General features: G+C 40.2%; 19 protein-coding genes. 10 read left to right on the forward strand and 9 right to left on the reverse strand.

The features are described 5' to 3' along the window. Window positions 1-61: 61 nt before the first annotated feature. Both U9O96_02005 and U9O96_02010 read right to left on the reverse strand, forming a co-directional pair. On the reverse strand, window positions 62-1,633 hold the full coding sequence (locus U9O96_02005; GenBank protein ID MEA2053880.1) for a hypothetical protein: 1,572 nt from the start codon (window positions 1,631-1,633) through the stop codon (window positions 62-64). A 67-nt stretch (window positions 1,634-1,700) separates the two neighbouring features. Next, window positions 1,701-2,468 carry a hypothetical protein gene (locus U9O96_02010; GenBank protein MEA2053881.1) on the reverse strand — a complete coding sequence of 256 codons (768 nt, stop codon included), beginning with the start codon at window positions 2,466-2,468 and terminating at the stop codon, window positions 1,701-1,703. 124 nt (window positions 2,469-2,592) lie between these two features. On the opposite strand from U9O96_02010, the gene U9O96_02015 reads away from it, so the two are divergent. Continuing rightward, window positions 2,593-2,769, forward strand: coding sequence for a ribbon-helix-helix domain-containing protein (locus U9O96_02015; GenBank protein ID MEA2053882.1), 177 nt, complete (start codon window positions 2,593-2,595; stop codon window positions 2,767-2,769). Between the two features lie 57 nt (window positions 2,770-2,826). On the opposite strand, the gene U9O96_02020 is transcribed toward U9O96_02015, so the two are convergent. Beyond that, window positions 2,827-3,783, reverse strand: coding sequence for a hypothetical protein (locus tag U9O96_02020; protein ID MEA2053883.1), 957 nt, complete (start codon window positions 3,781-3,783; stop codon window positions 2,827-2,829). Window positions 3,784-3,813: 30 nt separating this feature from the next. Between U9O96_02020 and U9O96_02025 the strand changes: the two genes are divergently transcribed. The 4 genes from U9O96_02025 to U9O96_02040 all read left to right on the forward strand — a co-directional run bounded on the left by U9O96_02025 (window position 3,814) and on the right by U9O96_02040 (window position 6,750). Continuing rightward, the gene (locus tag U9O96_02025) at window positions 3,814-4,695 is read left to right on the forward strand and encodes a dihydroorotate dehydrogenase (protein ID MEA2053884.1); all 882 of its coding nucleotides are present in this window, start codon (window positions 3,814-3,816) and stop codon (window positions 4,693-4,695) included. 299 nt (window positions 4,696-4,994) lie between these two features. Beyond that, window positions 4,995-5,156, forward strand: coding sequence for a preprotein translocase subunit Sec61beta (locus U9O96_02030; GenBank protein ID MEA2053885.1), 162 nt, complete (start codon window positions 4,995-4,997; stop codon window positions 5,154-5,156). Between the two features lie 50 nt (window positions 5,157-5,206). Continuing rightward, a complete protein-coding gene (locus U9O96_02035) occupies window positions 5,207-6,031 on the forward strand; it encodes a bifunctional 5,10-methylenetetrahydrofolate dehydrogenase/5,10-methenyltetrahydrofolate cyclohydrolase (GenBank protein MEA2053886.1) in 825 nt (274 codons plus the stop codon). Window positions 6,032-6,054: 23 nt separating this feature from the next. Continuing rightward, window positions 6,055-6,750 carry a hypothetical protein gene (locus tag U9O96_02040; protein MEA2053887.1) on the forward strand — a complete coding sequence of 232 codons (696 nt, stop codon included), beginning with the start codon at window positions 6,055-6,057 and terminating at the stop codon, window positions 6,748-6,750. Here U9O96_02040 and U9O96_02045 read toward each other — a convergent pair. From U9O96_02045 to gpmI, 5 genes are all read right to left on the reverse strand, one after another. Beyond that, window positions 6,747-8,336 (reverse strand): ferrous iron transporter B, encoded by a 1,590-nt coding sequence (locus tag U9O96_02045; protein MEA2053888.1) that lies wholly within the window; start codon window positions 8,334-8,336, stop codon window positions 6,747-6,749. The two genes, U9O96_02040 and U9O96_02045, sit on opposite strands and share 4 nt — an antisense overlap. A 14-nt stretch (window positions 8,337-8,350) precedes the next feature. Beyond that, the gene (locus U9O96_02050; protein MEA2053889.1) at window positions 8,351-8,458 is read right to left on the reverse strand and encodes a GTPase; all 108 of its coding nucleotides are present in this window, start codon (window positions 8,456-8,458) and stop codon (window positions 8,351-8,353) included. Window positions 8,459-8,553: 95 nt separating this feature from the next. After that, window positions 8,554-15,351: a carboxypeptidase regulatory-like domain-containing protein gene (locus tag U9O96_02055; protein ID MEA2053890.1), complete on the reverse strand. Its 6,798-nt coding sequence runs from the start codon at window positions 15,349-15,351 to the stop codon at window positions 8,554-8,556. 39 nt (window positions 15,352-15,390) lie between these two features. Beyond that, window positions 15,391-15,549, reverse strand: coding sequence for a hypothetical protein (locus U9O96_02060; protein MEA2053891.1), 159 nt, complete (start codon window positions 15,547-15,549; stop codon window positions 15,391-15,393). Window positions 15,550-15,572: 23 nt separating this feature from the next. Further along, window positions 15,573-17,066, reverse strand: coding sequence for a 2,3-bisphosphoglycerate-independent phosphoglycerate mutase (gene gpmI, locus U9O96_02065; protein ID MEA2053892.1), 1,494 nt, complete (start codon window positions 17,064-17,066; stop codon window positions 15,573-15,575). 250 nt (window positions 17,067-17,316) lie between these two features. Between gpmI and U9O96_02070 the strand changes: the two genes are divergently transcribed. From U9O96_02070 to U9O96_02080, 3 genes are all read left to right on the forward strand, one after another. Beyond that, window positions 17,317-17,541, forward strand: a complete 225-nt coding sequence (locus U9O96_02070; protein ID MEA2053893.1) for a hypothetical protein — start codon at window positions 17,317-17,319, stop codon at window positions 17,539-17,541. Between the two features lie 125 nt (window positions 17,542-17,666). Further along, a complete protein-coding gene (locus U9O96_02075) occupies window positions 17,667-18,215 on the forward strand; it encodes a LemA family protein (protein MEA2053894.1) in 549 nt (182 codons plus the stop codon). Between the two features lie 12 nt (window positions 18,216-18,227). Next, window positions 18,228-19,112, forward strand: a complete 885-nt coding sequence (locus tag U9O96_02080; GenBank protein ID MEA2053895.1) for a M48 family metallopeptidase — start codon at window positions 18,228-18,230, stop codon at window positions 19,110-19,112. 32 nt (window positions 19,113-19,144) lie between these two features. Here U9O96_02080 and ppdK read toward each other — a convergent pair whose 3' ends face one another. Beyond that, window positions 19,145-21,886 (reverse strand): pyruvate, phosphate dikinase, encoded by a 2,742-nt coding sequence (gene ppdK / locus U9O96_02085; protein ID MEA2053896.1) that lies wholly within the window; start codon window positions 21,884-21,886, stop codon window positions 19,145-19,147. A 280-nt stretch (window positions 21,887-22,166) separates the two neighbouring features. On the opposite strand from ppdK, the gene U9O96_02090 reads away from it, so the two are divergent. Beyond that, the gene (locus U9O96_02090; GenBank protein MEA2053897.1) at window positions 22,167-22,376 is read left to right on the forward strand and encodes a hypothetical protein; all 210 of its coding nucleotides are present in this window, start codon (window positions 22,167-22,169) and stop codon (window positions 22,374-22,376) included. Between the two features lie 54 nt (window positions 22,377-22,430). Continuing rightward, window positions 22,431-22,613: a hypothetical protein gene (locus tag U9O96_02095; GenBank protein MEA2053898.1), complete on the forward strand. Its 183-nt coding sequence runs from the start codon at window positions 22,431-22,433 to the stop codon at window positions 22,611-22,613. The last annotated feature ends 59 nt before the right edge of the window (window positions 22,614-22,672 follow it).

Below are 22,672 nucleotides of genomic sequence, written 5' to 3' on the forward strand. Positions count from 1 at the left end.
TACTGCATCGGAAAGCAATAAAAATATTCTTCGATTTGAAATATTGGCTTTTTATGAATGCTTAATTTCCAGCATCAGTAGGGGCAGAAGACGCAGGTGTCAAATTTACAATGTACACTTCTACCTTATTATCTGCAATAACGCCTCCCGCATTTCCATAATACGCCCCTGCTGTGATTGTATATGGTGTTCTTAATCCTACAGAAAATGAATTCCATTTCCATTCGTAAGGAGGATTATACAATACCGCTCTCGCTTCATAATCGTACATTTTTTCACTTGCCAAATAGAAATCTACCCTGTTCACGTCCTCCATGGAGTCATTAACTTCTGCAATTACAGTTATGCTTCCTAAAATTAATGTTTTTCCTGTCGGCATTATTTCTCTATCAAAGAGGTAAAGATAATTACTGGGTCTTATTATCTTTATTCTTTCTGGAGGAGGATAATCTGCACATTTTATAAGCCATATCCGTTCATCTACCTCTGCTGTTCCGTTTTCTAAGAACACATCATAAGAACCACCTGCCAAGATATAAGTTCCGTTATCATATATGCAACCATGAATAAAGTCCCCGAATCTTCTTCCAAAGCTTTTATTCCATATTTCATTACCTTGCTTGTCTATTTTCAGAAGCCAGCCATCGGTAAAGCCGACATCGTAGGTGCCTGTACAACCTGCAAGTACATATCCATCTTCTATTTCAGTTATATCCGAAAATCTTTCCACATCCCCTCCTCCATAAGTTTTATTCCATACTTCATTTCCCTGATTGTCCACTTTAATCAACCATCCAGAAGGTATCGCTCCGACTGTATTCCCACAAACTATATACCCATTACCAACTTTGATGATTCTTGTAGCCCATTCCATGTCTCCATAGTCATATGTTTTATTCCATACTTCATTTCCATTTTCATCTATTTTAATAAGCCATGCATCCCAACTCTTTTCCTTTCCATATGAAGCGGTTACTCCACATATAAGGTATCCATCTTCTGTTTTTAATATATCCTCTCCTCCATCATAGTCTTCTCCTCCATAAGTCTTATTCCATATTATATTTCCATCTTCATCTATTCTGATGACCCAGATATCACCGTCTCTATTTCCAGAAGAACCAACAATAGCGTATCCATCATTCGTTTTGATTATATGTTTTCCAAAATCATCTCCTTCTCTCCCATATGTTTTATTCCATAACTCATTCCCTTGCTCATCTGTTTTTACAATCCAAACATCAACTCCTCCGTTTCCATATGACATAGTATAGCCGCATATTGCATATCCATTCTCCGTTTTTACAAGAGACAAACCAACATCTTCTCCATTTCCTCCATAAGTCTTATTCCATATTATATTTCCATTTTCGTCAATTTTTAGAAGAAAAACATCTGATTCGCTCCAGCTTGTATTTTGTGCCATACATCCTCCCATAATGGCATAGCCTCCATTCACTTTTATGATGCCAAATGCTTCTCCAGCAAAATTTTCATATATTTTGTTCCACTCACCGTTGCTGGGCATTTCAATATTATCAGATGATTCATTTATATCTAGGCTTTTAACATTTAAAAAAAGGATAATGACGGCCAACACAGTTATTACGGGAAATATCGACACTATCTTCATTTTTATCATTTTTTATCCCCTTTCTTTATAAAAAGTTTATCAAAAGAAAGAAGAGAGAAAGAAGAAATTAGGAAAATACACCTTCGTCATACCAGACATCAACATAGCTGCTATGGTATACGTCCTTCGGGTATACTCTATGATCTGTAGAAGTATCATGGCTATCTAAGTTTATTGTATTCCCCGAGGCATACATATACCCTGCCCACACCAGTTCTGCACAGTAATACCAACCAGATCGACTATTTGACGAACCATCAACTTGCTTATCTTTATACTCCCAGTAAGAAACAATATCAAAGTGTCTACCCAGTCTATTTTCCGCAAATCCAACTGCATCATTCTTTTCGTAATAGGGTCGGTCAACATAACCATATGCTACCTTAGCATATGTATCTTGTATTTCAGAAAGTGTGCTACGTTCCGCACCTCCTATCCCTCTGTCATTTAAAGATTCTTGGAGTTTTTCGTATTGACCCGTAGCATACCACCATTTCTCACCTAAATTCCAGTTCTCATAATGTGGATCAGATTGAACTATATTATACGGATAGAGTGACCTGTAAAAACAGGCATGATGCCATTCTGGTATTTGAGGTATAGGGTACCACATTTTACCAAAAACAACATCGCCGTTATTAAGGGAATATGCTTTCGCTGTTGGCATCATTGCTACTGGTATTATCAACACCCCTAAAATTGCTAGCACACCCAATATCTTCCATTTCTCTTTCATTTCATCCTCCATTTTTGACCCTCTCCGGTAGGGTTCCTTTATCATTCTGCCGGAGCCATCATATAATGAATGCAAAAGCGATATAAATAAATTACGCATAGTTGTTTATAGTTTTTTTTTGAATTTTTAATTACAAGTGACAATATACTCAAGCTGGATTAGAAAGACAATATTGTTCTCTGAGAACAATTTATATACCACTTTTGGCATAGCTATAATTATTATGACAAAACATACTTCAGTATCATTACCAAAGGGGATGCATGATGCAATAAAAAGAATAATTGGAGAAAATCCTGAGATGGGATATACAAGTGTGGCTGAATTTTGCAAGGATATACTTAGGGATAAAATAGCGGAAATGACGAACAGCAAAAGGATGTTTGGACGAGAGGTATAGTTCTTGTGAATCTTATTTTCATGGTTCCAATAGGAAACATTTCTGTTCCAGTTATGACTATCCCCTTATCTCCTTGATTCTTTTCTCCAAATCCTCTTTTAATTCATCAGATATATCCCTCTTTGTGAATATATCCGCCCTAGATGCAATCGCTATTTTTGATGCCATGACGCGGGCTATCTTTCCCCTATACTTTTTTGGCGCCTTATTTATGAATTCGTGCTGGAATATGATCCCATGCTTGGGAGGGGCGGTTCCTTCCTTAATATGTCTGAATAATGCCTTTTCTGCTCCCAACACCTGAATTGTTCCCGATGGCATTGCAGCCAGACGGTCAAGCCCCCCGGCAGATGCAATCAACCGGGCAGCTATTGCCTCTCCTACCAACCTGCTTAAATTCGGCGCTATATGCTTTATAACATTTTTTACGTATTGTTCGGTTGTGGCATTTGCCTCATGGATTTTAACAATTACCTCCGCCATCTTTTTAAGCGATTCCTCTTCCTCCCTGTCGAGATCATCGCCCTCCATTTTCCATTCGTTAATGATAACGTCTGCCAGATTTTTTCTGTCTATGTCCCCTTCAGAGAAGTATCCATACCATTCGCACAACCTTTCATTAAGTATGTTGCTGGTTTTCAAGAAATCGTCAATTGAATATATCGCCTGGGAAATTCTTCTCTCTCTTTTGCTCTGATCCGTCTTCATCTCGTGCCTTGCGAGCAGGATAGAGGCTTCCTTGAGCAACTTTTTGTCATAGCCATACGCTTCACATTCCAAGTTTATTCTGGGGACCTCCTTGCAAAGAGTGTAAATTTTTCCCAGCCTTTTTTCTTCGATAAGAGGATTATTTTCTTCAAATGATTTTTCTTCGTCCAGAATTTCTCCCTTCCTTACTGACGACAATCGTTTTGCAATCTCCTCCGCATTCTTTGGAAACAATTTTTTGTCCAATATCCCTTTTTCATCGAGAAGGAAAACACCAAACCATTCTGTTTTCAAATATTTTGCCATTATTTTAAATACAGAACCGCATTTAAAATTATGTGCCTTGAAACATCCGTGGGGCAATTAAAAATGAAAAATCCATTGATGCTCGCCTCTGGCATACTTGATATGACCAAGGAAAGCATGGAAAAATTCAGAGATGCCGGTGCTGTAGTAACAAAATCCGTCGGCATGCACGAAAGGGAGGGATACAAAAATCCTTCAGTAGTCGAGATAGAGTACGGCCTGCTGAACGCCATGGGACTTCCTAACCCTGGCATAGAATGCTACCTGAACGAAATCGACGACATAAGAATGGACAACATCATTGGCAGCATCTTCGGAAAAGATGAAAACGAATTTTCAACGGTGGCGAAAAAAATGGAGGGAAAAGTAAAGGCCATAGAGATGAACATGAGCTGTCCGCACGCCGGGAGTTACGGGACAGATTTTCCAATGGACTTGATAAGCGGGGCTGTCGAGGCAGTCAAAAAAAGCGTGACCGTCCCCGTATTCGTAAAACTTGGCACAGAAAATATCATCGAGAGGGCGGAGGAGGCGGCAAAAGGCGGGGCGGATGCAATCGTTGCTATAAATACCGTAAAGGCTATGGCGATTGATGTGGAGACCGCTATGCCGATACTGGCAAACAAAGTGGGGGGCTATTCCGGTCCGGCAATAAAACCCGTAGGAGTTAGATGCGTGTACGAGCTGGCAACCAAAATTAACATTCCTATCGTGGGCGTTGGAGGTATAATTACAGGCAGGGATGTCCTTGAATATATGATGGCAGGCGCTTCAGCTGTCCAAATAGGGAGTGGGATATACTATCAAGGAGAAAAAATTTTTGGAGAAATACGCAGCGAGCTGAAAGAATGGCTAAAGCTTCACGGGTACAGCAGGATAAAAGATATCGTTGGCATTGCGATAGGAAAATAATTAGTCAAAAATGCATATTTATCGATGCCAAATGCAGGGTTCACATCCAGTTTTCCCATTAAGTTTATATGCCGCAGACTTATGTATTATATTGATTAGCACCATACTTCCAATTCACCAAAACAGTTTGGGGGAACAGAGGTAGGCGTATTAGAATAGCTCTCTACCCCGCCTCGGTTTCCCCTTCCATGTACATCCAATGTATTTTTTGTGCTTATACTTAAAACCTTCGAAAAATTTTGAGATTGCTTGGTCGGCCAAATAAAAACATATAAATATGGCTATGATATTTTGTATATATGGCAAAAAAGAAGGACACCGGTTTTCAGTCCGCTGCCGGTTTGATACGATACTTTGAAGAAGAGAAGACGGGTGTGAAAATAGACCCGAGATGGGTAATAGTTATGAGTGTGGCAACTGCGGTTGTAGTCACTGTCCTTCGCATATTTTATCCTTCCTGAGTTACAAGCAAATATACAAAACTATTTTTATTCTGTTATATTTTCGTTTCATGCATATTGTAGACGGCAGAAAAATTGCACGGGAAATAGAGCAAGAGATAAGAGAAAGCATTGAAACAGGCAAGCCCTTTGTTGCCACGATTCTTGTTGAAGGAAGCAAAGAATCTGAATTGTATGCAAAACTTAAAGAGAAGGCATGCAAAAGAGTAGGCTTTAACTCAAAAACATTGAGATTTTCTCGGAATGCCTGTAAAGAAGAAATAATCGATGCTGTAAAGAGATTGAATGAGGACGAAGGCATACATGGGATTATGATTCAGATGCCCCTCCCGGGAATCGAGCATAATGAAGTGGTGAAAGTAATTGACCCAAAAAAAGATGTTGAAGGTGTTCACCCTTACAACATGGGAATGACGCTGTTGAATAAAGAATTTCTTGTTCCATGCACTCCTCGTGCCGTTTTAAAAATTCTGGAGCATGAAAACGTGGATGTCAAGAGTAAGGATGTTGTCATCATCAACCACAGCAATATCGTTGGAAAACCCCTTGCCGCCATGATGCTGAACAGGAATGCCACCGTTTCTGTCTGTCATGTTTATACAAAAAACTTCAAGGAATATACGGGCAGAGCCGACATTGTCGTTACAGGTGCCGGGGTGAAGGGACTTATAACTGGAGAGCATGTGAGAGATGGAAGCATTGTTATAGATGTGGGGATTGTGAAGGAAGGGGGAAAGGTATACGGCGATGTTGATCTAGATTCTGTAAAAGAAAAGGCAGAAATAATAACGCCCGTGCCAGGCGGCGTTGGCCCTGTGACAATTGCCTGTATGCTGGAGAATGTGGTTAAAACTTATTGCAATAGAAAAAGTTGATAAATAAATGGGGGTTATAGAGCATGGACGGGAGAAAAGTGTACTATTCATTTCATGAGATGCCCATGGGCTACAGGGACAATTATGGAGGGGACTATGTCACGAACGCAGGGCGGCCTGGCATAAAATTCAGCAGGATAGAGGCAACCCATATGCTTATTGCGATGGCAACCCTCACCCTCGCCTTCTCATTTGCTTTCGTTCCGCATCCCCCTCTGGCGCATTTGACTTCTGCAATCAAAAATATACCGTTCTCCTTTCTCGCCATAACCACGGCATTTTTTTGTCATGAGACAGCCCACAAATACATGGGACAGAAATACGGCTACTGGTCGGAATTCAGGATGTTCCCGCAGGGCCTTTTATTTGCTTTGTTTTTGGCCGTGACGGTGGGAATTGTTTTTGCAGCCCCAGGGGCGGTTCAGATATGGGGCTCGCCGAATAGAGAAGAAAGCGGAAAAATATCCGCTGCGGGCCCTTTAACAAATATTTTGCTTTCCATATTATTTATACTGGTAGGGCTTTCTTCTGGAGGGGCTGTGGCATACATTGCCTTATTTGTGGCATACATAAATGCGTTTCTTGCGTTCTTCAATCTACTTCCTTTTGGGCCCATGGACGGACTGAAAGTGTTCAGATGGAAAAAAGAGGTATGGGGCATGCTTATCATAATCAGCATCGCCCTTTTCGTTATGTTGCTACGAATGTTTAATGTCTAAATGCCCAGCAATATGAGCCTCATAGCCCCGCCAACAGTTAATGCCATTATTACCATTATTGACATGGACTTTATCAGGTCCTTGATGTCGAGTTCTTTAAGCATTACAGCAAAAGTGGCAACGCATGGGAAGTAAACAGCAAGAATCGTCGAGGCTATTACCAGCTGCATGGTCTTCATCCCGAGAGGGAGAAGCATGCCCACCGTCAAATCCTTTCTCAAAAATCCTATTAAAAGAGCAGTGGTTGATTCTCTCGGCAACCCCAGCCATCCTTCAGTAACTGGTAAAAATATGCCGCCAAGCCACTGGAGAAAATGAATTGCATAAAGAATATTTACTACCAGCACGCCAAAGAAAAGCCATGGGATTGCATCATGTAAAAACCATCTTACACGCATCCAGGTTTTCTTCGCTACTGCCCTTGCACTCGGTCTTCTGTAAGGAGGTATTTCGAGAAATATCTCAGGGCTTTCTCCCCTCACAAATTTATTGAGTATGAGCCCGGCACCGATAAAAATTGTGAAAAGAGTGGCAAATACGATAGGAATGTATTTCGTTCCGTATGGACCGAGTATTCCAAATATCATCGCCGTCTGTGCCATGCACGGGACAGATATCGCCAGCAGCGTAGTAGAGATGAAACGCTGTTTGCAGGTTTCTAAAGTTCTTGCAGACAATGCACCTGGGACATTGCATCCCAGTCCAAGAAATACGGGGATGGTACCGTGCCCATGCATCCCCAGCTTATGGAATATGTTATCGACAAGCGTTGCCAGCCTCGGAAGATAACCGGAGTCTTCAAATACGGACAATGCAAGGTAAAAAGATACTATATAAGGAAGGACGGCGCCGAAAGGCACGTACAGCCCTGTCGTAAGTATTCCCATTGATTGCAGGTAGTCTATTTTCCCATCGATAAGAGTACCTATAAGTATGTCGTGGATAATGCCCTTGCCAAGCATGTTGCCTATATCAGCAACTATGGGATAATACACATTAAATAAAGGATCGAATACATACGTTATCAAATTTTCTCCGATGAATCTTACCAATATAAAAGAGAGGGCTATTATGGTAATTGCAATGGGTATGCCCGTAGCAGGCTTTATGGTCATATCAGACAATCTTTCCTTAAATGTGTGGTGGCGATGTTCTATTACTTCCGTCTCTTTAACTATTTTTCCGATTTTTATCCACCTTTCTTCCTCATTCAACGGAGATATTCGTGTTACTTTTGCCTCTTTTATTTTCGATACAAGTTCTTTTATTCCTTCGCCGGTGAGAGCAACAGTAGGCACAACCGTTGTACCCAATATTTCCTCAAGTTTTTTTATATCAATTTTTATTCCCAGACGTTTTGTTTCATCCCATAAATTAAGAGCAACAATGAAAGGCTTACCTTTTTCCAGCAATTCCAATGTCAGATATAAGTTTCTTTCAAGGTTTGTTGAGTCCACAACATTGATAACTATGTCTGCATCTTCGAGTAAATTTACCGTAACTTCTTCTGCTTTATTTGAGGGCTGGAGGGAATAGGTTCCGGGTGCATCCATTATTTTTACCGACTGGCCTTCCAACCTCATCATGCCTTCATAAAAATCTACGGTAGTGCCGGGATAGTTAGATGCAATAACATTTGCCCCGTAAGACGGGAGAATACAACGCTTTTGCCTACATTGGGATTTCCTATAAGGACAATTTTTTTCATCTGTCACCTACAAATTTAGGGATGCCTAAAAATATATTTAAACTTTAGGGAATCTCTCAACTTTCTGGCTGCAAGTGGAAACAGTTGTTATTTCCCTATTCTTTTTGCCTTCTCATCACAAAATATATCAGTATCAACAGTACGATGACAAGAATGACGATCACCAGAACGTAAATCCATGTATTGTTCGCCTTCCCTTCTTCCTCATTTCTAACCTTAACCGTTATAGAAGTCACAGAGGAGTATTCTGTTCCATCAAATGCCCTTGCCTGTATAACATAATCTCCGTTTGTAACGTTTGTCGTATCCCATGTATAATTCCATGTCGTTTCTCCGTTAACAATAGTCCAGTTTTCATCGCCAATTTTTATCTCCACCTGAATTTCATCTCCATCTTCATCGCTTGCTGTTCCGTGAATAGTAAATATTTTCTTCACTTCTGTTCCACCTAATGGAAAGATTATATTTACCGTTGGCTTGTGATTGTTGAAAACTTTTACGGTTATCGATGCAATGCTTGAATAAAGCTCACCATCGTAAGCCCTTGCATAAATTGTATGATTTTTATTAGCAACACCAGTAGTATCCCATAAATAGCTCCATGATGTCGTTCCTGTAGTGGTTATCCAATTCCCATCATCAATTTTTATTTCCACTTTTTCAACATTATTGTCATCGCTTGCCGTTCCCTGAATGCTCACTGTTCCAGAAACGGTTGCATTATCGGAAGGAGATGTTATTGTAACTATTGGCTTTTGATTTGGTAGAATACTTGCAACAAAATGAGTAGTTACGCTTTTATCGCCATCCATTGTGATTTGGACGGTTGGATTTGTTCCACTTGCATTTCCAGACCAATGATTAAATTCATAGCCTGCATTGGCAGTAGCCGTTGCAGTAACTACCGTGCCAGCATCATATGTTCCACCAGGTGGATTTAATGTTATAGTGCCACTTCCAGATGGATCAACAGATGTTGTGAGGGTATATTGTGGAACAAATATCGAAAATGTTTTTGTAGACGATGTATTTGCATTTCCACTTGTATCATTTGCCCAAATGAAGTATTCATAATTGCCTTGCAAGGAGTAGCTTTCATTGTGGTAGTATGCATCTATTCCTGTAACCTTTATCATTGAAAAATTGTGATAACTTGCATCGGGATAAGTAATATTTACAAAAACAGATGAAGCTTCATTATTATCCATCACATCACATGATATATTTACATAGCCACCCGCTTCTTGACTAGATGGATTTGCAGTAACATTACTTATTTCTGGTTTGATATTGTCAGCACCTATGGTTATGTTGGTTAGATGCCATGCATTTGCCCATGCATATCCAGCATATTGCTTTCCACCCACTACAATATCGGTGCTATTCACCCCAGTATCATTGTACAATTCCCATTCCTTGCTCGTTTCGTTGTAGAAGTATATGCCAATAATCTGCTTTTCCATTATTCCTGACTTATCTAAATCCTCTTGAGTGTAATATATTTTTACGAACAATGGCCATTGCACAGCACTTTTGTTTTCAATATCGATATTAATATATTTACCTGTCGCTCCTGTTGGTTCTGGAACTTCTGGATGCGGATTAGATGGATATCTTCCAATAACGATGCTTGTATTAGCGGTTATACTAATGTTGACTAATGTATCCGCCGCATCCGTTGCATCAACAATATTTTCCCCACTTTGCAAAGATTGTGTAAGAACCTTGATGATCGTCATCTTTATCCATTCCCAAGTTATGTTATCATTTGGATTCGGATCTCCGCCTGGTAAAATGGTAACGTTTGTAACGCCTGTGATAGTCACATTCGTTGCATTATATGAAATCATTCCGTATCCGTTTGGGAAATTAATGTGTATTATAGCATATTCTTCATAATCCTCGTAAGTTACGTTCACCTTAACGATGTGATATGGAGCAGCGGGAATGGTTTCATTTGAAGTGTAATTTCCAGTAGCGAGCATCGTTATCAACTTCGTTTGGTTCCACCATCCAGTGAAGTTCTCAAATTCCATGGTGCTATTTTCGAGGTCATAATAAATATCATCTACGAGGAAATTTTCTTTCGTATCATTTTCGAACATTTCCTCATCTTGCTCTTCTTCCATCATTTCCGAAAAGTCTATAAAATCTCCGAGTTCGCTTTCATTGAGGAAATAATCTCCATTACCAATCACGCAATCAATAACTAATCGTAAAAATTTACTTTGGTTTATGCCTTGCATCATCATCTTCATTGAAAGGTTTACATGATTCCAGTCTGGAAGATTAATAAATGCCTCTGGAGTAGGTGGTGAAGGAGCTAGTTGAAGTGTTTTAGAAATATTTATAGATTGGTTTTGGGGGATATCTGTTTCAAATAGTATTGGCTCATATTCACCACCCCCTCTCATGATATCTCCTATATGTGCAATGAATATATAATGCCCTCCATGAAGCGAGATATTGTAGTAACCATTCTCATCAGTAGTTGCTATGTTATCTTCCCCAAAGAGCCAAGAGCTATAGGCATTGTAGAGTATTATGTTTATACCTTCAACAGGTTTTCCCGTGTTATTCGTTATGTATCCATACACCCATGAGTTTTCGAGGTAGAGTGTAATATTGTTCCACACTGTCTCATTTTCACCTATAACTACTCTTGTCATATTGCTATCGTATCCATCCAGCCCTGTAACAACCAAAAATCTTCCAGCATAGGCATTAATTTCATAATATCCGTCAACTCCTACACCAGTACCATTCATGTAAAGTGAAATTATATCAAAGACTCCAACAAAAGATGGTTGGAGAGGATTTCCATTTTCATCTTTAATGTACCCTTTAATTGTTGAATTCTCTGGTGGTTTTGGTTCAAGGGTTATATTGTACCACACTGTTACATTTTTCCCTACATCGATTTCGCTATGGTAATCCAAATACCCCTCTTTGCTTGCACCGATGTAGAAATGACCAGCAAATGTATTCATCCTGTAATAACCGCTTTCATTTGTAAATGTGGAGTTACCCCAACCATAGGTCTCATTATGGATTCTAATAAGTGCTCCCTCAATCATACTGCCGTTGACAAATCCGCAAATTGTGGAACTCTCTGGTGGCATTTTCTCAAGAGTTACATTGTACCACATAGTCTCGTTCTCAGGAACATTAATTTCATCATGGAATTCAGAATATCCATTTTTTCCGGCACTAAGAACAAACCATCCAGCATATATGTTCATTTCATAATAGCCAGTAGAGTTGGTTTCTGTACCATTGACTCCCTTGTCTCTATCTATATCATCTAACCAGACCTTAGCTCCTCCAATTGAATGCCCTTCACTATCATTTACGTATCCGCAAATAGTTGAGTTTTCTGGTGGTTTTCGTTCCAGGGTAATATTGATCCATTGAGTTTCATTGTCCCCAATCTCAATTTCATCATGATAATTGAAGTATCCACCTTTATCTGCATCGATATAGAAATGCCCTGAATATATGCCTATCTCATAATAACCACTCAAATTGGTATCTGTGCCGTTGGCAAAACGATCTCGATCTATGTCATGGAGACCAATCCCTGCTCCTTCGATCGGATTTCCATCTGTGTCATTTGCATATCCACAAATTGTGGAACTCTCTGGTGGCATTTTCTCAAGAGTTACATTGTACCACATAGTCTCGTTTTCCCCTATATTTATTTCATCGTGATGAGAGAAGTAGCCTGTTTTATCTGCGTTGAAGTGAAAGCTTCCAGCACATGTATTAATCTTGTAGTAACCAGTTTCATTTGTTTCAGTGTGATTATCCCATTCATAATCATGACTCCAAATATTTACTTCTGCTTCTTGAATCGGATCGCTTGTTTCATTCCAAATATATCCACAAACTGCAGAGGTTTCTGGTGGTATTATCGTTAGAACTAATGGCAGCCAATCCCCGCCATTTTGAATATTACAACTACAATTGTAAGGAAGATCGGTATCTCCTATGCCATCTGCAGTAGTATCCTTGCCAGCATAATCGCTCCAGTAGTTACCACCTAAATAAGGTCCGCCAATGATATTTGTTCCTTCTGTTTTGTTGATGTTCCAAATGTTATTTCCGTCGTCCCAAGCGTTGTTCGCGTTCTTGAAATAGTTGTTGTAGATGGTGTTGTTACTCGAAGATTCTAAGCAGATACCGCCTCCATTGTTCCCTTTTGCGGTGTTATTTATAACGGTATTGTTATACGATCCCTGAGGCTGCCCTCCTGGGAGTAATTGAATACCAGAATGATTGTTCTCATTTGCTGTGTTGTTTTCAATGAGATTATAGTTTGAGTAATCTAAGCAAATACCACCTTCATTATTGGAGTTTGCAGTGTTATTTATAACTGTATTATTATGGGACCCTGCCAACCAAATGCCATGGTTTTGTGTGTTTGAATTGGCGGTATTGTTAGCGACTGTGTTGTTATTCGAAGACTCCAAACGGATACCATCACTGTTTTCGTTGGCAATGTTGTTTGTTATATCGTTGCCATTGGATTGATATATGAATATACCGCTGCCGTCATTTAGTCCAACCTCGTTTTCCTCTATCATAGTATAAGACGCGTTGTGAAGCATTATACCAACATATTTGTTAGCACTGACATTGTTGCCAATTACTTTATTATCGTTGCTGTAACCTAGGAAAATGCCTATGTCATTTAGATTTACAGCGTTATTGTTTAGCGTATTGTTGTCTGCATACCCGATATAGATTCCAATCCCAACCACATTTTCTCCAGATGCTGTTGTGTTGTATATTTCATTGTTCGTTATTGTGTTATTGTCTGCAGGTCCATAATAAGACATTACACAGATGCCTGCAGGAAATGCATTTTCTCCAGATGCTGTTGTATTAAAAACATAATTATTGTCTATTAAGTTATTGCTGGAACCCATTATTTCGATAGCCCAACTGTAGTTGCCAGAAGGACTGGGAACGTTAGTTGTGTTAAATATAGTATTATCTATAACTCTATTGAGATTGCTTAATCGCCATAATGCGATGCCATACGTTGTGTTGTCAACTTTGCTGTTCGTAACATTGTTATGAGTAGAATTCTCTAAACCTATTCCTGCTCCACTATCTAAAACTGTGTTGTTATTTATCGTGCTGTTGTGCGTCGAGTTTAGATAAATATCCAAATTATTGCTTGATACAATGTTGTTTGAGATATTGCAATGCTCTATATCATAAAGATAAATTCCGGCGGCATAATCTCCAGTTGCATCTTTAACTGTGAATCCGCTAATATTTACCCAATCTGCAGTTACGTTGAATACGTGATCGCTTGGGCTTGCGGCTTGAACAATCGTATCATCTGGATTTCCAGAAGTTGATATAATCGTTAAAGATTTGTTCACTTTCACGTTTTCGTTGTACGTTCCAGGATCGACCGTAATTATGTGTCCATCTAAAGTTTCAGGATCATCTATTGCTTCTTGAATCGTCGAGAAATTCTCGCCTGTGTTGAGGTTGTAGACGGGTAACACTGCTTCTATTATTGTGAAATTATACGTGGTAGAAATATTTTCATTTCCGTTCGTATCATTTGCCCAGATAAAGTAATTGTATATTCCAAGCTGCATATACGTCCGGTTGAAATAATAGCTGCCTCCACTCATAGAGAAATTGTGATAGCTATTATCTGGATACGTGATATTAACCCAGACTTCATTAACAGCCACATTGTCAATTACATCGCAAGTGATATTCACGTATCCACCTACATATTGAGGATCAGGATTGGCATCAACATTCGATATTTCTGGAGGAATCGTATCTGATGGTACGCCACCCATATAAACATATCCTTTCACCACGCAATTTTCCTCTGGCATGGAATCAAGGTTTATATTTTGCTGCATGACGTCGCCTGGCTCAATGATACCGTCGTAGCTTGTATTATCAAAATATCCATCTGCAGATGCTTCTATTGAATCTATTTCAGAATAATTTGTATAATATCCTGGATATTCTGGAAATATTTCTTCTGCAACAATTGCTGGAACAGAAACATTGTAGTGACCAGAAGCATCTGTTGTAGCGTTTCTTGTGAAGGTTCCTGTCATAAATATGTTTATTGTTATGCTTCCATATACATCTACATATGCATTTGGAATAGGTAAATCAGCCTCATTATCATACACATAGCCATCAACCCACGCATTATCTGCTGGAAATGGAACCAATGAGACATTCACCCATTTTGTCTCATTCTCATTCACCTGAAAAGGGGTGCCATACATTGTGAAGTAATTTTCCGCATAAACAGATAAAGAGAAATTTCCTTCTGGAACATTAAATTCATAATAGCCAGAAGAATTTGTAAAAGTGGAATTCCAATAACTTATATTAATGCCATAAATATCCACGCTTGCATTTTCTATTGCCTTATCTGTTTTGGTATCTGTAATGTGTCCCTTTACTACCGACGTTTCCTGTGGTTCCGGATTAAGATAAAAATCCATGGTGAGCGTTTCTTCCCATATTGCAGTGCTGTTAAAGGAAGAATAATATCCTTCTGCTGAAACAAATATTGTCACGCTCGAAGGAGGCAAATGAATTTCATAATATCCATATGAATCGGAAGTCGTTGAATTCCATCCACCAAAATAATTTCCCGAAAAATATAGGCTTATACTTGCTTGAATAGGTTCTTTGCTTTCATTATTATAAACATGCCCTTTTATTGTTGCTGTATCGTTCGGAAAATTTTGTAGAGTTATGTTTTTCCAAAATATGCATGGCGTACCAGAAACATTGAAAATTCCAGTGTAATTCCCGACCCACATCATTTCACTTCCTTTTGTTTGCATCGTTCCAGCTGTAACATTTATCTCTCCTTCTGCAACGTTCATTTCATAATAGCCAAAAGAATTTGTTATAGTTCCGTTAGATTAGCTATGAATGCCATCGCTCCAATCTAAGGAGACGTATGCATTTTCAACAGGATTCTTTGTTTCATCACCAGCAGCAAAAGACTGCCAGATCAAAAATGAAAGAATCGCTATGGTTATCACTATGCCTATTCCTTTACTAACTCCTCTTTCACTCATGAACGGTATATATTCAAAATAAATTAAAACCTTTCCCCAATCAAACTCTTTCCGGTCATTTCTTTTGGCTTTTTTATGCCGAGCAATTCGAGCATTGTCGGTGTTATATCCCCCAGATTCCCCTTCCTCAATCTAACATTTCCAGCCCCTATCAAAATGAAGGAAACAGGATTTGTCGTATGAGCTGTTTTCAGTTTGCCATTCTCAATCATTTCCTCAGCATTTCCGTGATCGGCGGTTATAATCGCCATTCCTTTTTCTTTCCTTATCTCGTCTATTACCATGCCAATGCATTCATCCACGGTTTCTACTGCTTTTACTGTTGCCTCCCACATACCGGTATGCCCGACCATGTCGGGGTTTGCATAGTTTACGATGATAACGTCATATTTTTCTGAGTGAATCCTTTTTATTAGTTCATCGGTCAATTCATATGCACTCATCTCCGGTTTCATATCATACGTCGCCACCTTGGGCGAAGGGATCAAACATCTGTCTTCTTTTTTAAAAGGTTTTTCTTGTCCCCCATTAAAGAAAAAAGTAACGTGGGCATATTTCTCCGTTTCTGCAATGCGAAGTTGTCTGAGTCCATGCCTGGAAATGACTTCCCCGAAAGTATTTTCCAAAGGTATTTTATCGAAAGATGCTTCTGCATCCAGCCCGTCCATGTATTTTGTGAGCGTAACAAAATGAACATTCAATTTTTTTCTCGGAAAGCCATTAAAACCGTCTTTAACGAAAGCTGTCGTAAGCTGTCTTGCTCTATCGGGGCGGAAGTTAAAGAAGATAACGACATCTCCATCCATTATTTTTTTATCTTTTATCACCATCGGCTTGATGAATTCGTCGCTTTCCCCATTTTCATATGCTTTTTTAACTGCATCTTCTGCATTTTTTGCTTCTCTCCCTTTTCCTTCAGTCAGCATCTCGTAGGCTTTTTTTGTCCTGTCCCATCTTTTATCTCTGTCCATCGCATAGTATCTTCCAACGATGCTCACTATATCTCCGATTCCTATATCTCCAATTTTTTTCTCGAGTTCAATAATATGCTTGGCAGCAATTTTTGGCGGTGTATCCCTTCCGTCAGTAAAACAGTGGATATAAACATTTTTTACTCCTTCATTTTTCGCCATCTCGAGCAGTGCATATAGGTGCTGGGGAACTGCATGAACTCCTCCCGGCCCGATCAAGCCCATTAAATGTAACGCTTTGTCTCTTGCCTTTCGCATCGCCTTTTTCAGCACAATATTTTCAAAGAAACTCTTATCTTCTATAGCTTTTGATATCCTCATTGAGTCCTGATACACTATCCTTCCAGCTCCGATGTTGATATGTCCTACTTCGGAGTTTCCTATCTGACCGGATGGCAGCCCCACATCAGCTCCTCCTGCTTTGAGAAATGTGAACGGATAGTTATCCATAAAAAAATCCATATTCGGCGTGCAGGCATATGCTATTGCATTTCCATCTTTTTCCTTTCTATAACCCCAGCCGTCGAGAATGGCAAGCAAAAGCATGAAAGGTAATTGAAAAGAGGTATGTAATATTGTTGATTCATTCGATAACTGTACCATATCCTTCGATATTTGTCGGATATCCTTTATAAGTAATAGCGGGTATATTTTTACAGGAAAAAACGGAAGAAATGTATTTTGCCTCCACAATTTCTTCCCCTTATTTTTTCCTTATTTCACTATTGAATTTATTACAAACAACTTATTTTTATAGTTTTTTGAGGTATTTGCTTGGACGGGAAAAGTCCAGCGAATGACCAAGAAGAGTGCTGTTATTTACAGTTTATCAGGAGAAATGATAAAAATGAATATAAAGGGAATACTGAATGTTGTATCTGAAAAGTACCAGGGCTACTTAAAGAGCTCAGTGCCGTGCTGTATGGCCCAGATGGGTGCTAAAAGAGTTGTATCGAGTATTGAAACCAAATGGAATCCTCTCCTTCAGCGACCACCACATGCTCCTCAATCAAGGGCTTGACGCAATAACTGCTGCAAACTCACCGAGATATATTTGGAATCGAGCACTCTTAGGTATGTCAGATATTGTAAGATATATCCGTATCTTTTATAAACCCTTAGGGAATATAATCCCGTGGGAAAATGATGGGAACTGTTATACTAATAATAATTCTGCTGCTTATTGTTGCAGTGGTGGTATATTATTACAACAAAATAATCCGTCTGGAGAACCGCATTGACAATGCATGGGCACAGATCGATGTACAGTTAAAAAGAAGGGCAGACCTTATCCCAAATATAGTGGAAACGGTGAAAGGATATGTAAAACATGAAAAGAACGTGCTTGAAAATGTAACGAAGGCGAGGTCGGCTCTCATAAATGCAAAGACACCACAGGAAAATATCGATGCTAATAACCAGCTTACAGGAGCTCTCAAAACGCTCTTCGCCGTTGCGGAAAATTACCCGACGCTGAAAGCAAATGAAAACTTTTTGCAGTTGCAGGACGAACTGACACATACCGAAGATAAAATTTCCTATGCACGCCAGCACTACAATGACAACATCCTTGTTTTCAACAATGCCATTGAAACATTTCCCGGAAGGACATTTGCACATTTCATGGGGAAAAAGGAGCATGCAATGCTTGAAATACTAGATGAGGCAAGAGAGATTCCAAAAGTTTCATTCTAAAATCAAAGCATTATGACAGTAGAAGACCGTATCAGAAAAAATAAACGAGACACCCTGCTGGTCTGCATTTTTATGCTTATCCTTCTTTTTAGCGTTATCTTCATCTTCGGATTTGCGCTCGGCTTTCCCCCCGTGATATCGATGGGCATCGGGCTGCCCATTGCTGTTTTATATGTCCTAACTTCGTATTCCTTTTCCGTTCAAAGCGTTCTCAGCGCTGCAAAGGCACGGTCGGCAAACCCACGAAAAAGGGAAGAAAAGTTGTTTATGTACAAAGTGGAAGAGATGGCAATTGCCGCCGGATTGCCAGTGCCAAAAGCATATGTGCAGGATTCGAGCGATATCAATGCGTTTGCAACAGGAAAAAAGCCGGAGAATGCCATTATCTGCGTCACTACCGGTACACTTCAAAAATTGAATAAGGAAGAACTGGAAGGTGTGATGGGGCACGAAATGAGCCACATTTTGAACAGGGACATCCTCATTGCTACCGTTACTGTTGGCGTTGTCGGGGCAATAGCCCTTATTTCAGAAATCCTTCTACGTTCGTTTTTGTGGGGCGGCGGGAGACAGAGAGGAAAGAATGGGGGACTGCTCATCATCATTGCCATCATATTTGCCATATTCGCGCCCATTTTTTCCAGGCTGGCATATCTCTTTATTTCCCGACGGAGAGAATATCTGGCCGATGCAAACGGTGCATATCTCACCCGAAATCCAGAGGGACTGGCAAGAGCACTGGAAAAAATAAAGGCCGATTTGCCAGATGATCCCAAAGGCTCTCGAACCGTGGCCCCCCTCTACATTGCAAATCCATTTAAACGTTCATTAAGAAATTCGATATGGTCGACCCATCCGCCAATCGACGAGCGAATCAGAAGACTCAGGGAGATATAAGGGTAAAATTTGTTATGACCGTAATCTAAAATCTAAAAGCCCTGCCTTTCATTGATCGCTGCCTGCGCCGCTGCGAGGCATGCCACAGGCACCCTGAACGGGGAACAACTGACATAGTCCACGCCTATCTTATGGAATATATGGATGGAATAGGGATCACCGCCATGTTCGCCGCACACCCCTATTTTCAAGTCAGGCCTGGTTTTCTTGCCCCATTCCATTGCAATCTGCATTAATCTTACAACGCCTTTCCGGTCTATGGTAGAGAAAGGATTGTCCTGGAGAATTTTTCTTTTGGTATAGAGGGGTAAAAATTTCTTTTCTGCATCCTCCCTGCTGAAACTGAACGTAGCCTGTGAGAGGTCATTTGTCCCGAAACTGAAAAATTCGGCAATTTCCGAAAATTTTCCCGCCCTCATGCAGGCCCTCACCACTTCTATCATTGTTCCGAATTTCAGAGGGACTTTTACGTTACACTCCTTTTTCCCCTCCCGTGCAATTTTTTTCACCCTTTTAAAAACCCATTTTAGTTCCTGTGCCGTGCAGACCTGTGGCACCATCAATTCGGGATGAACATCTACGCCTTCTTTGATAAGCTCTGCCGATGCCTCGTACAGAGCCCGAATTTGCATGTCATATATCTCCGGGTATGTGATACCGAGCCTTACCCCCCTGTGACCGAGCATCGGGTTCACTTCCTCTAAAGAACGGACTTTTTTGAGCAGGTCGGTTTTTTCCTGTATCAATTTTTTGCTGAGTATATGGTATTTCTCCTTTGTCAGTTCTTCAATAAATTTTTCGGTCAGCGGCAAGTGGAGTTTCGGATCAAGCAATTTCGATATGTCCGGAATGTCCTGCAATGAATTTACGGCAGCATCAAAATTTTTCAGGTATGACAGTTCACGTGAAATCTCTTCTGTTGACGGAAGAAATTCGTGAAGGGGAATGTCAAGAAGACGTATGGTGACCGGAAGCGATTGCATGGCGCGGAGTATATCCTTAAAATCATTTTTCTGCATGGGAAGCAATTTATTCAGGGCTTTCATCCTCTCTTCCCTATTTTCTGCCAGAATCATATTCCTTACAATTGGAAGGCGGTCCGGTGCATTGAACATTCTCTCAGTCCTGCACAACCCGATTCCCTTTGCTCCCTGCTTTCTTGCCAGTTCCGCCCCATCCACCGTATCCGTATTTGCCCTCACATCTACCTTTTTTACCCCGTCAGCCCATGAAAGTAGTGCGTCTGTTTCCGCCGTGAATTTTGGGGGTACAAGCGAGACAGAACCTTTGATAACTGCCCCTGCCGATCCGTCTATGGTAAGGATGTCACCCTCTTTCAGTGTTACGTTTCCTATCCTGCACCGATTTTTTTTCTCGTCAATTACAAGGGCTTTACATCCGCTCACGCACGGTTTTCCCAGTCCGCGGGCGACGACTGCCGCATGACTTGTTATCCCCCCACGGGCAGTCAATACTCCCTGGGCTGCGGTGATGCCATGAATGTCATCAGGTGTTGTTTCCTCCCTTACAAGCAATACCTTCTTTCCCTTTTTACCCAGTAAAGATGCTTTTTCCGGGTCAAATACGATTTCGCCAGAGGCTGCCCCGGGCGACGCATCCAGTCCCTTTGCAATTATTTCATATTTCTCCTTGGGGCCTACTACAGGATGGAGAATTTTTTCAATGTCATCAGTACTGACTCTCATCAACGCTTCTTCCTTTGTTATCAGTTTTTCCTTTACCATATCCACGGCTATTTTTATGGCTGCCATGGCCGTTCTTTTTCCTGTCCTAGTTTGTAAAAGGTACAGTTTTCCTTGCTGTATGGTGAATTCCATATCCTGTATATCCTTGTAATGCCTTTCGAGCTTATCTGAAATTTTTAACAGCTCGTCATATAATTTTGGAAAAACATTTTTGAGCATTTTTACTGGCTGTGGCGTTCTTTTTCCGGAAACGATATCCTCTCCCTGGGCATTCATCAAAAATTCACCGTATAGTTCTTTTTCTCCGGTTGCCGGATTTCTTGTAAATGCAACTCCCGTACCCGATTTGTCGTCTAAATTTCCAAAAACCATTGTCTGCACAACAACCGCCGTACCCACATCATCGGGCAGGCCCTTATATTTTCTGTAGTTTCTTGCTCTTTTGTTATTCCACGAGTTGAAGACTGCCTCGATCGCCATAAAGAGCTGTTTTTTCGGGTCATCAGGAATTGACGCAATTTTTTTGTATTCGGTAACGACCTTTTTTAACCCTTCTGTAGAAATATCCTGGTCCGTTTTTGCCCTTTCACGCTCTTTCTCTTTTTTTAGAACATCGTCAAATTTTTTTTCTTCTATGCCCAGAACGACGTTTCCAAACATCTGGATGAAGCGGCGGTAGGTGTCATATGCAAACCATTCGTTATTGCTTTGTTTTGAAAGCCCTTCAACACTTTTGCCATTTAACCCTAAATTGAGAATCGTGTCCATCATGCCCGGCATTGAGATGGGCGCTCCAGAACGAATGGAAACGAGAAGGGGATTTGCAGCACTGCCAAACTTCCTTTCGGTTTTTCTTTCCAGTGCCTTCAAAGCCGATAAAATTTCTTTTTGCAACGAATCGGGAATCTTCCTTTTTTTAAGGTAATCAGTACAAGCCTTTGTTGTAATAATGAAGCCAGGCGGAACGGAAATGCCGATACTGCTCATCTCTCCGAGCTGTGCCCCTTTATTGCCAACAATGCTTTTCATTTCCTTTTTTGCTTCTTCAAATGCATATACCTGTTTCATTTTGTGCCACTTTCCGAGAATCAAGCAACTATATAAAATGATTTATATGTTTTTCGGTCGTGTCACAGATTTTGCAAGCCATCCCATGACGGTGCTGTTGCTCTCCTGGATTTGCGCCTGCATTGAAAGGAAAATACGCTCGTGAATAAAGATTTTTTGTTAGACAAAAGGACGGCTTATCTGCAAATGTAATTGTGTATGTAGTTGGATATGCAGAGATATACGTACCTATGAATGGAGTTTTATCAACAAAGTAAAGATTTATTTTTGGTGAAAAAAAATGGAAAGAATAAAAACAAAAATTTTGGTTATGTTGTGTATAGCCCTATTTCTACCAATAGCAATCCCACCAGCAAAAGCTGCTTCACCCGTTTATTTGGCTGTAGCTGTATACAACGTGAGCGATGACGAGGGCGATTATTGGCCGGAGAGTGTTACATACAATCTCGCCAAAGCGATAGAACAAACCCCCATGTTTACAGTTAATTAGTCTCTACGAATAGGAATTTTTCCTGAAAAATTTCGACATTTTTTATAAAGAGCAATGTCTTATCTCTTGGAGTGGGATGAGATGACACTTTATGAATTTGGACAAAAAATTCGCAAAGCCATAAAGGGAAATTACTGCAACCTTATTGAAAAGTTCGTTACCTTTGATCTTCCAGACGATCCAAAATATTCCGAGAAAGAGACCATTCACCTGTTCTCGACTACAGGAGTGAAATAGGGGGGTGTTGTGAGGGTTCTGGAAATGAAAAAAAGCCCCTAAAAGTAAAAAAATGCCCG

The organism is Candidatus Thermoplasmatota archaeon, from assembly GCA_034660695.1.
Classification (GTDB): Archaea; Thermoplasmatota; E2; order UBA202; family DSCA01; genus JAYEJS01.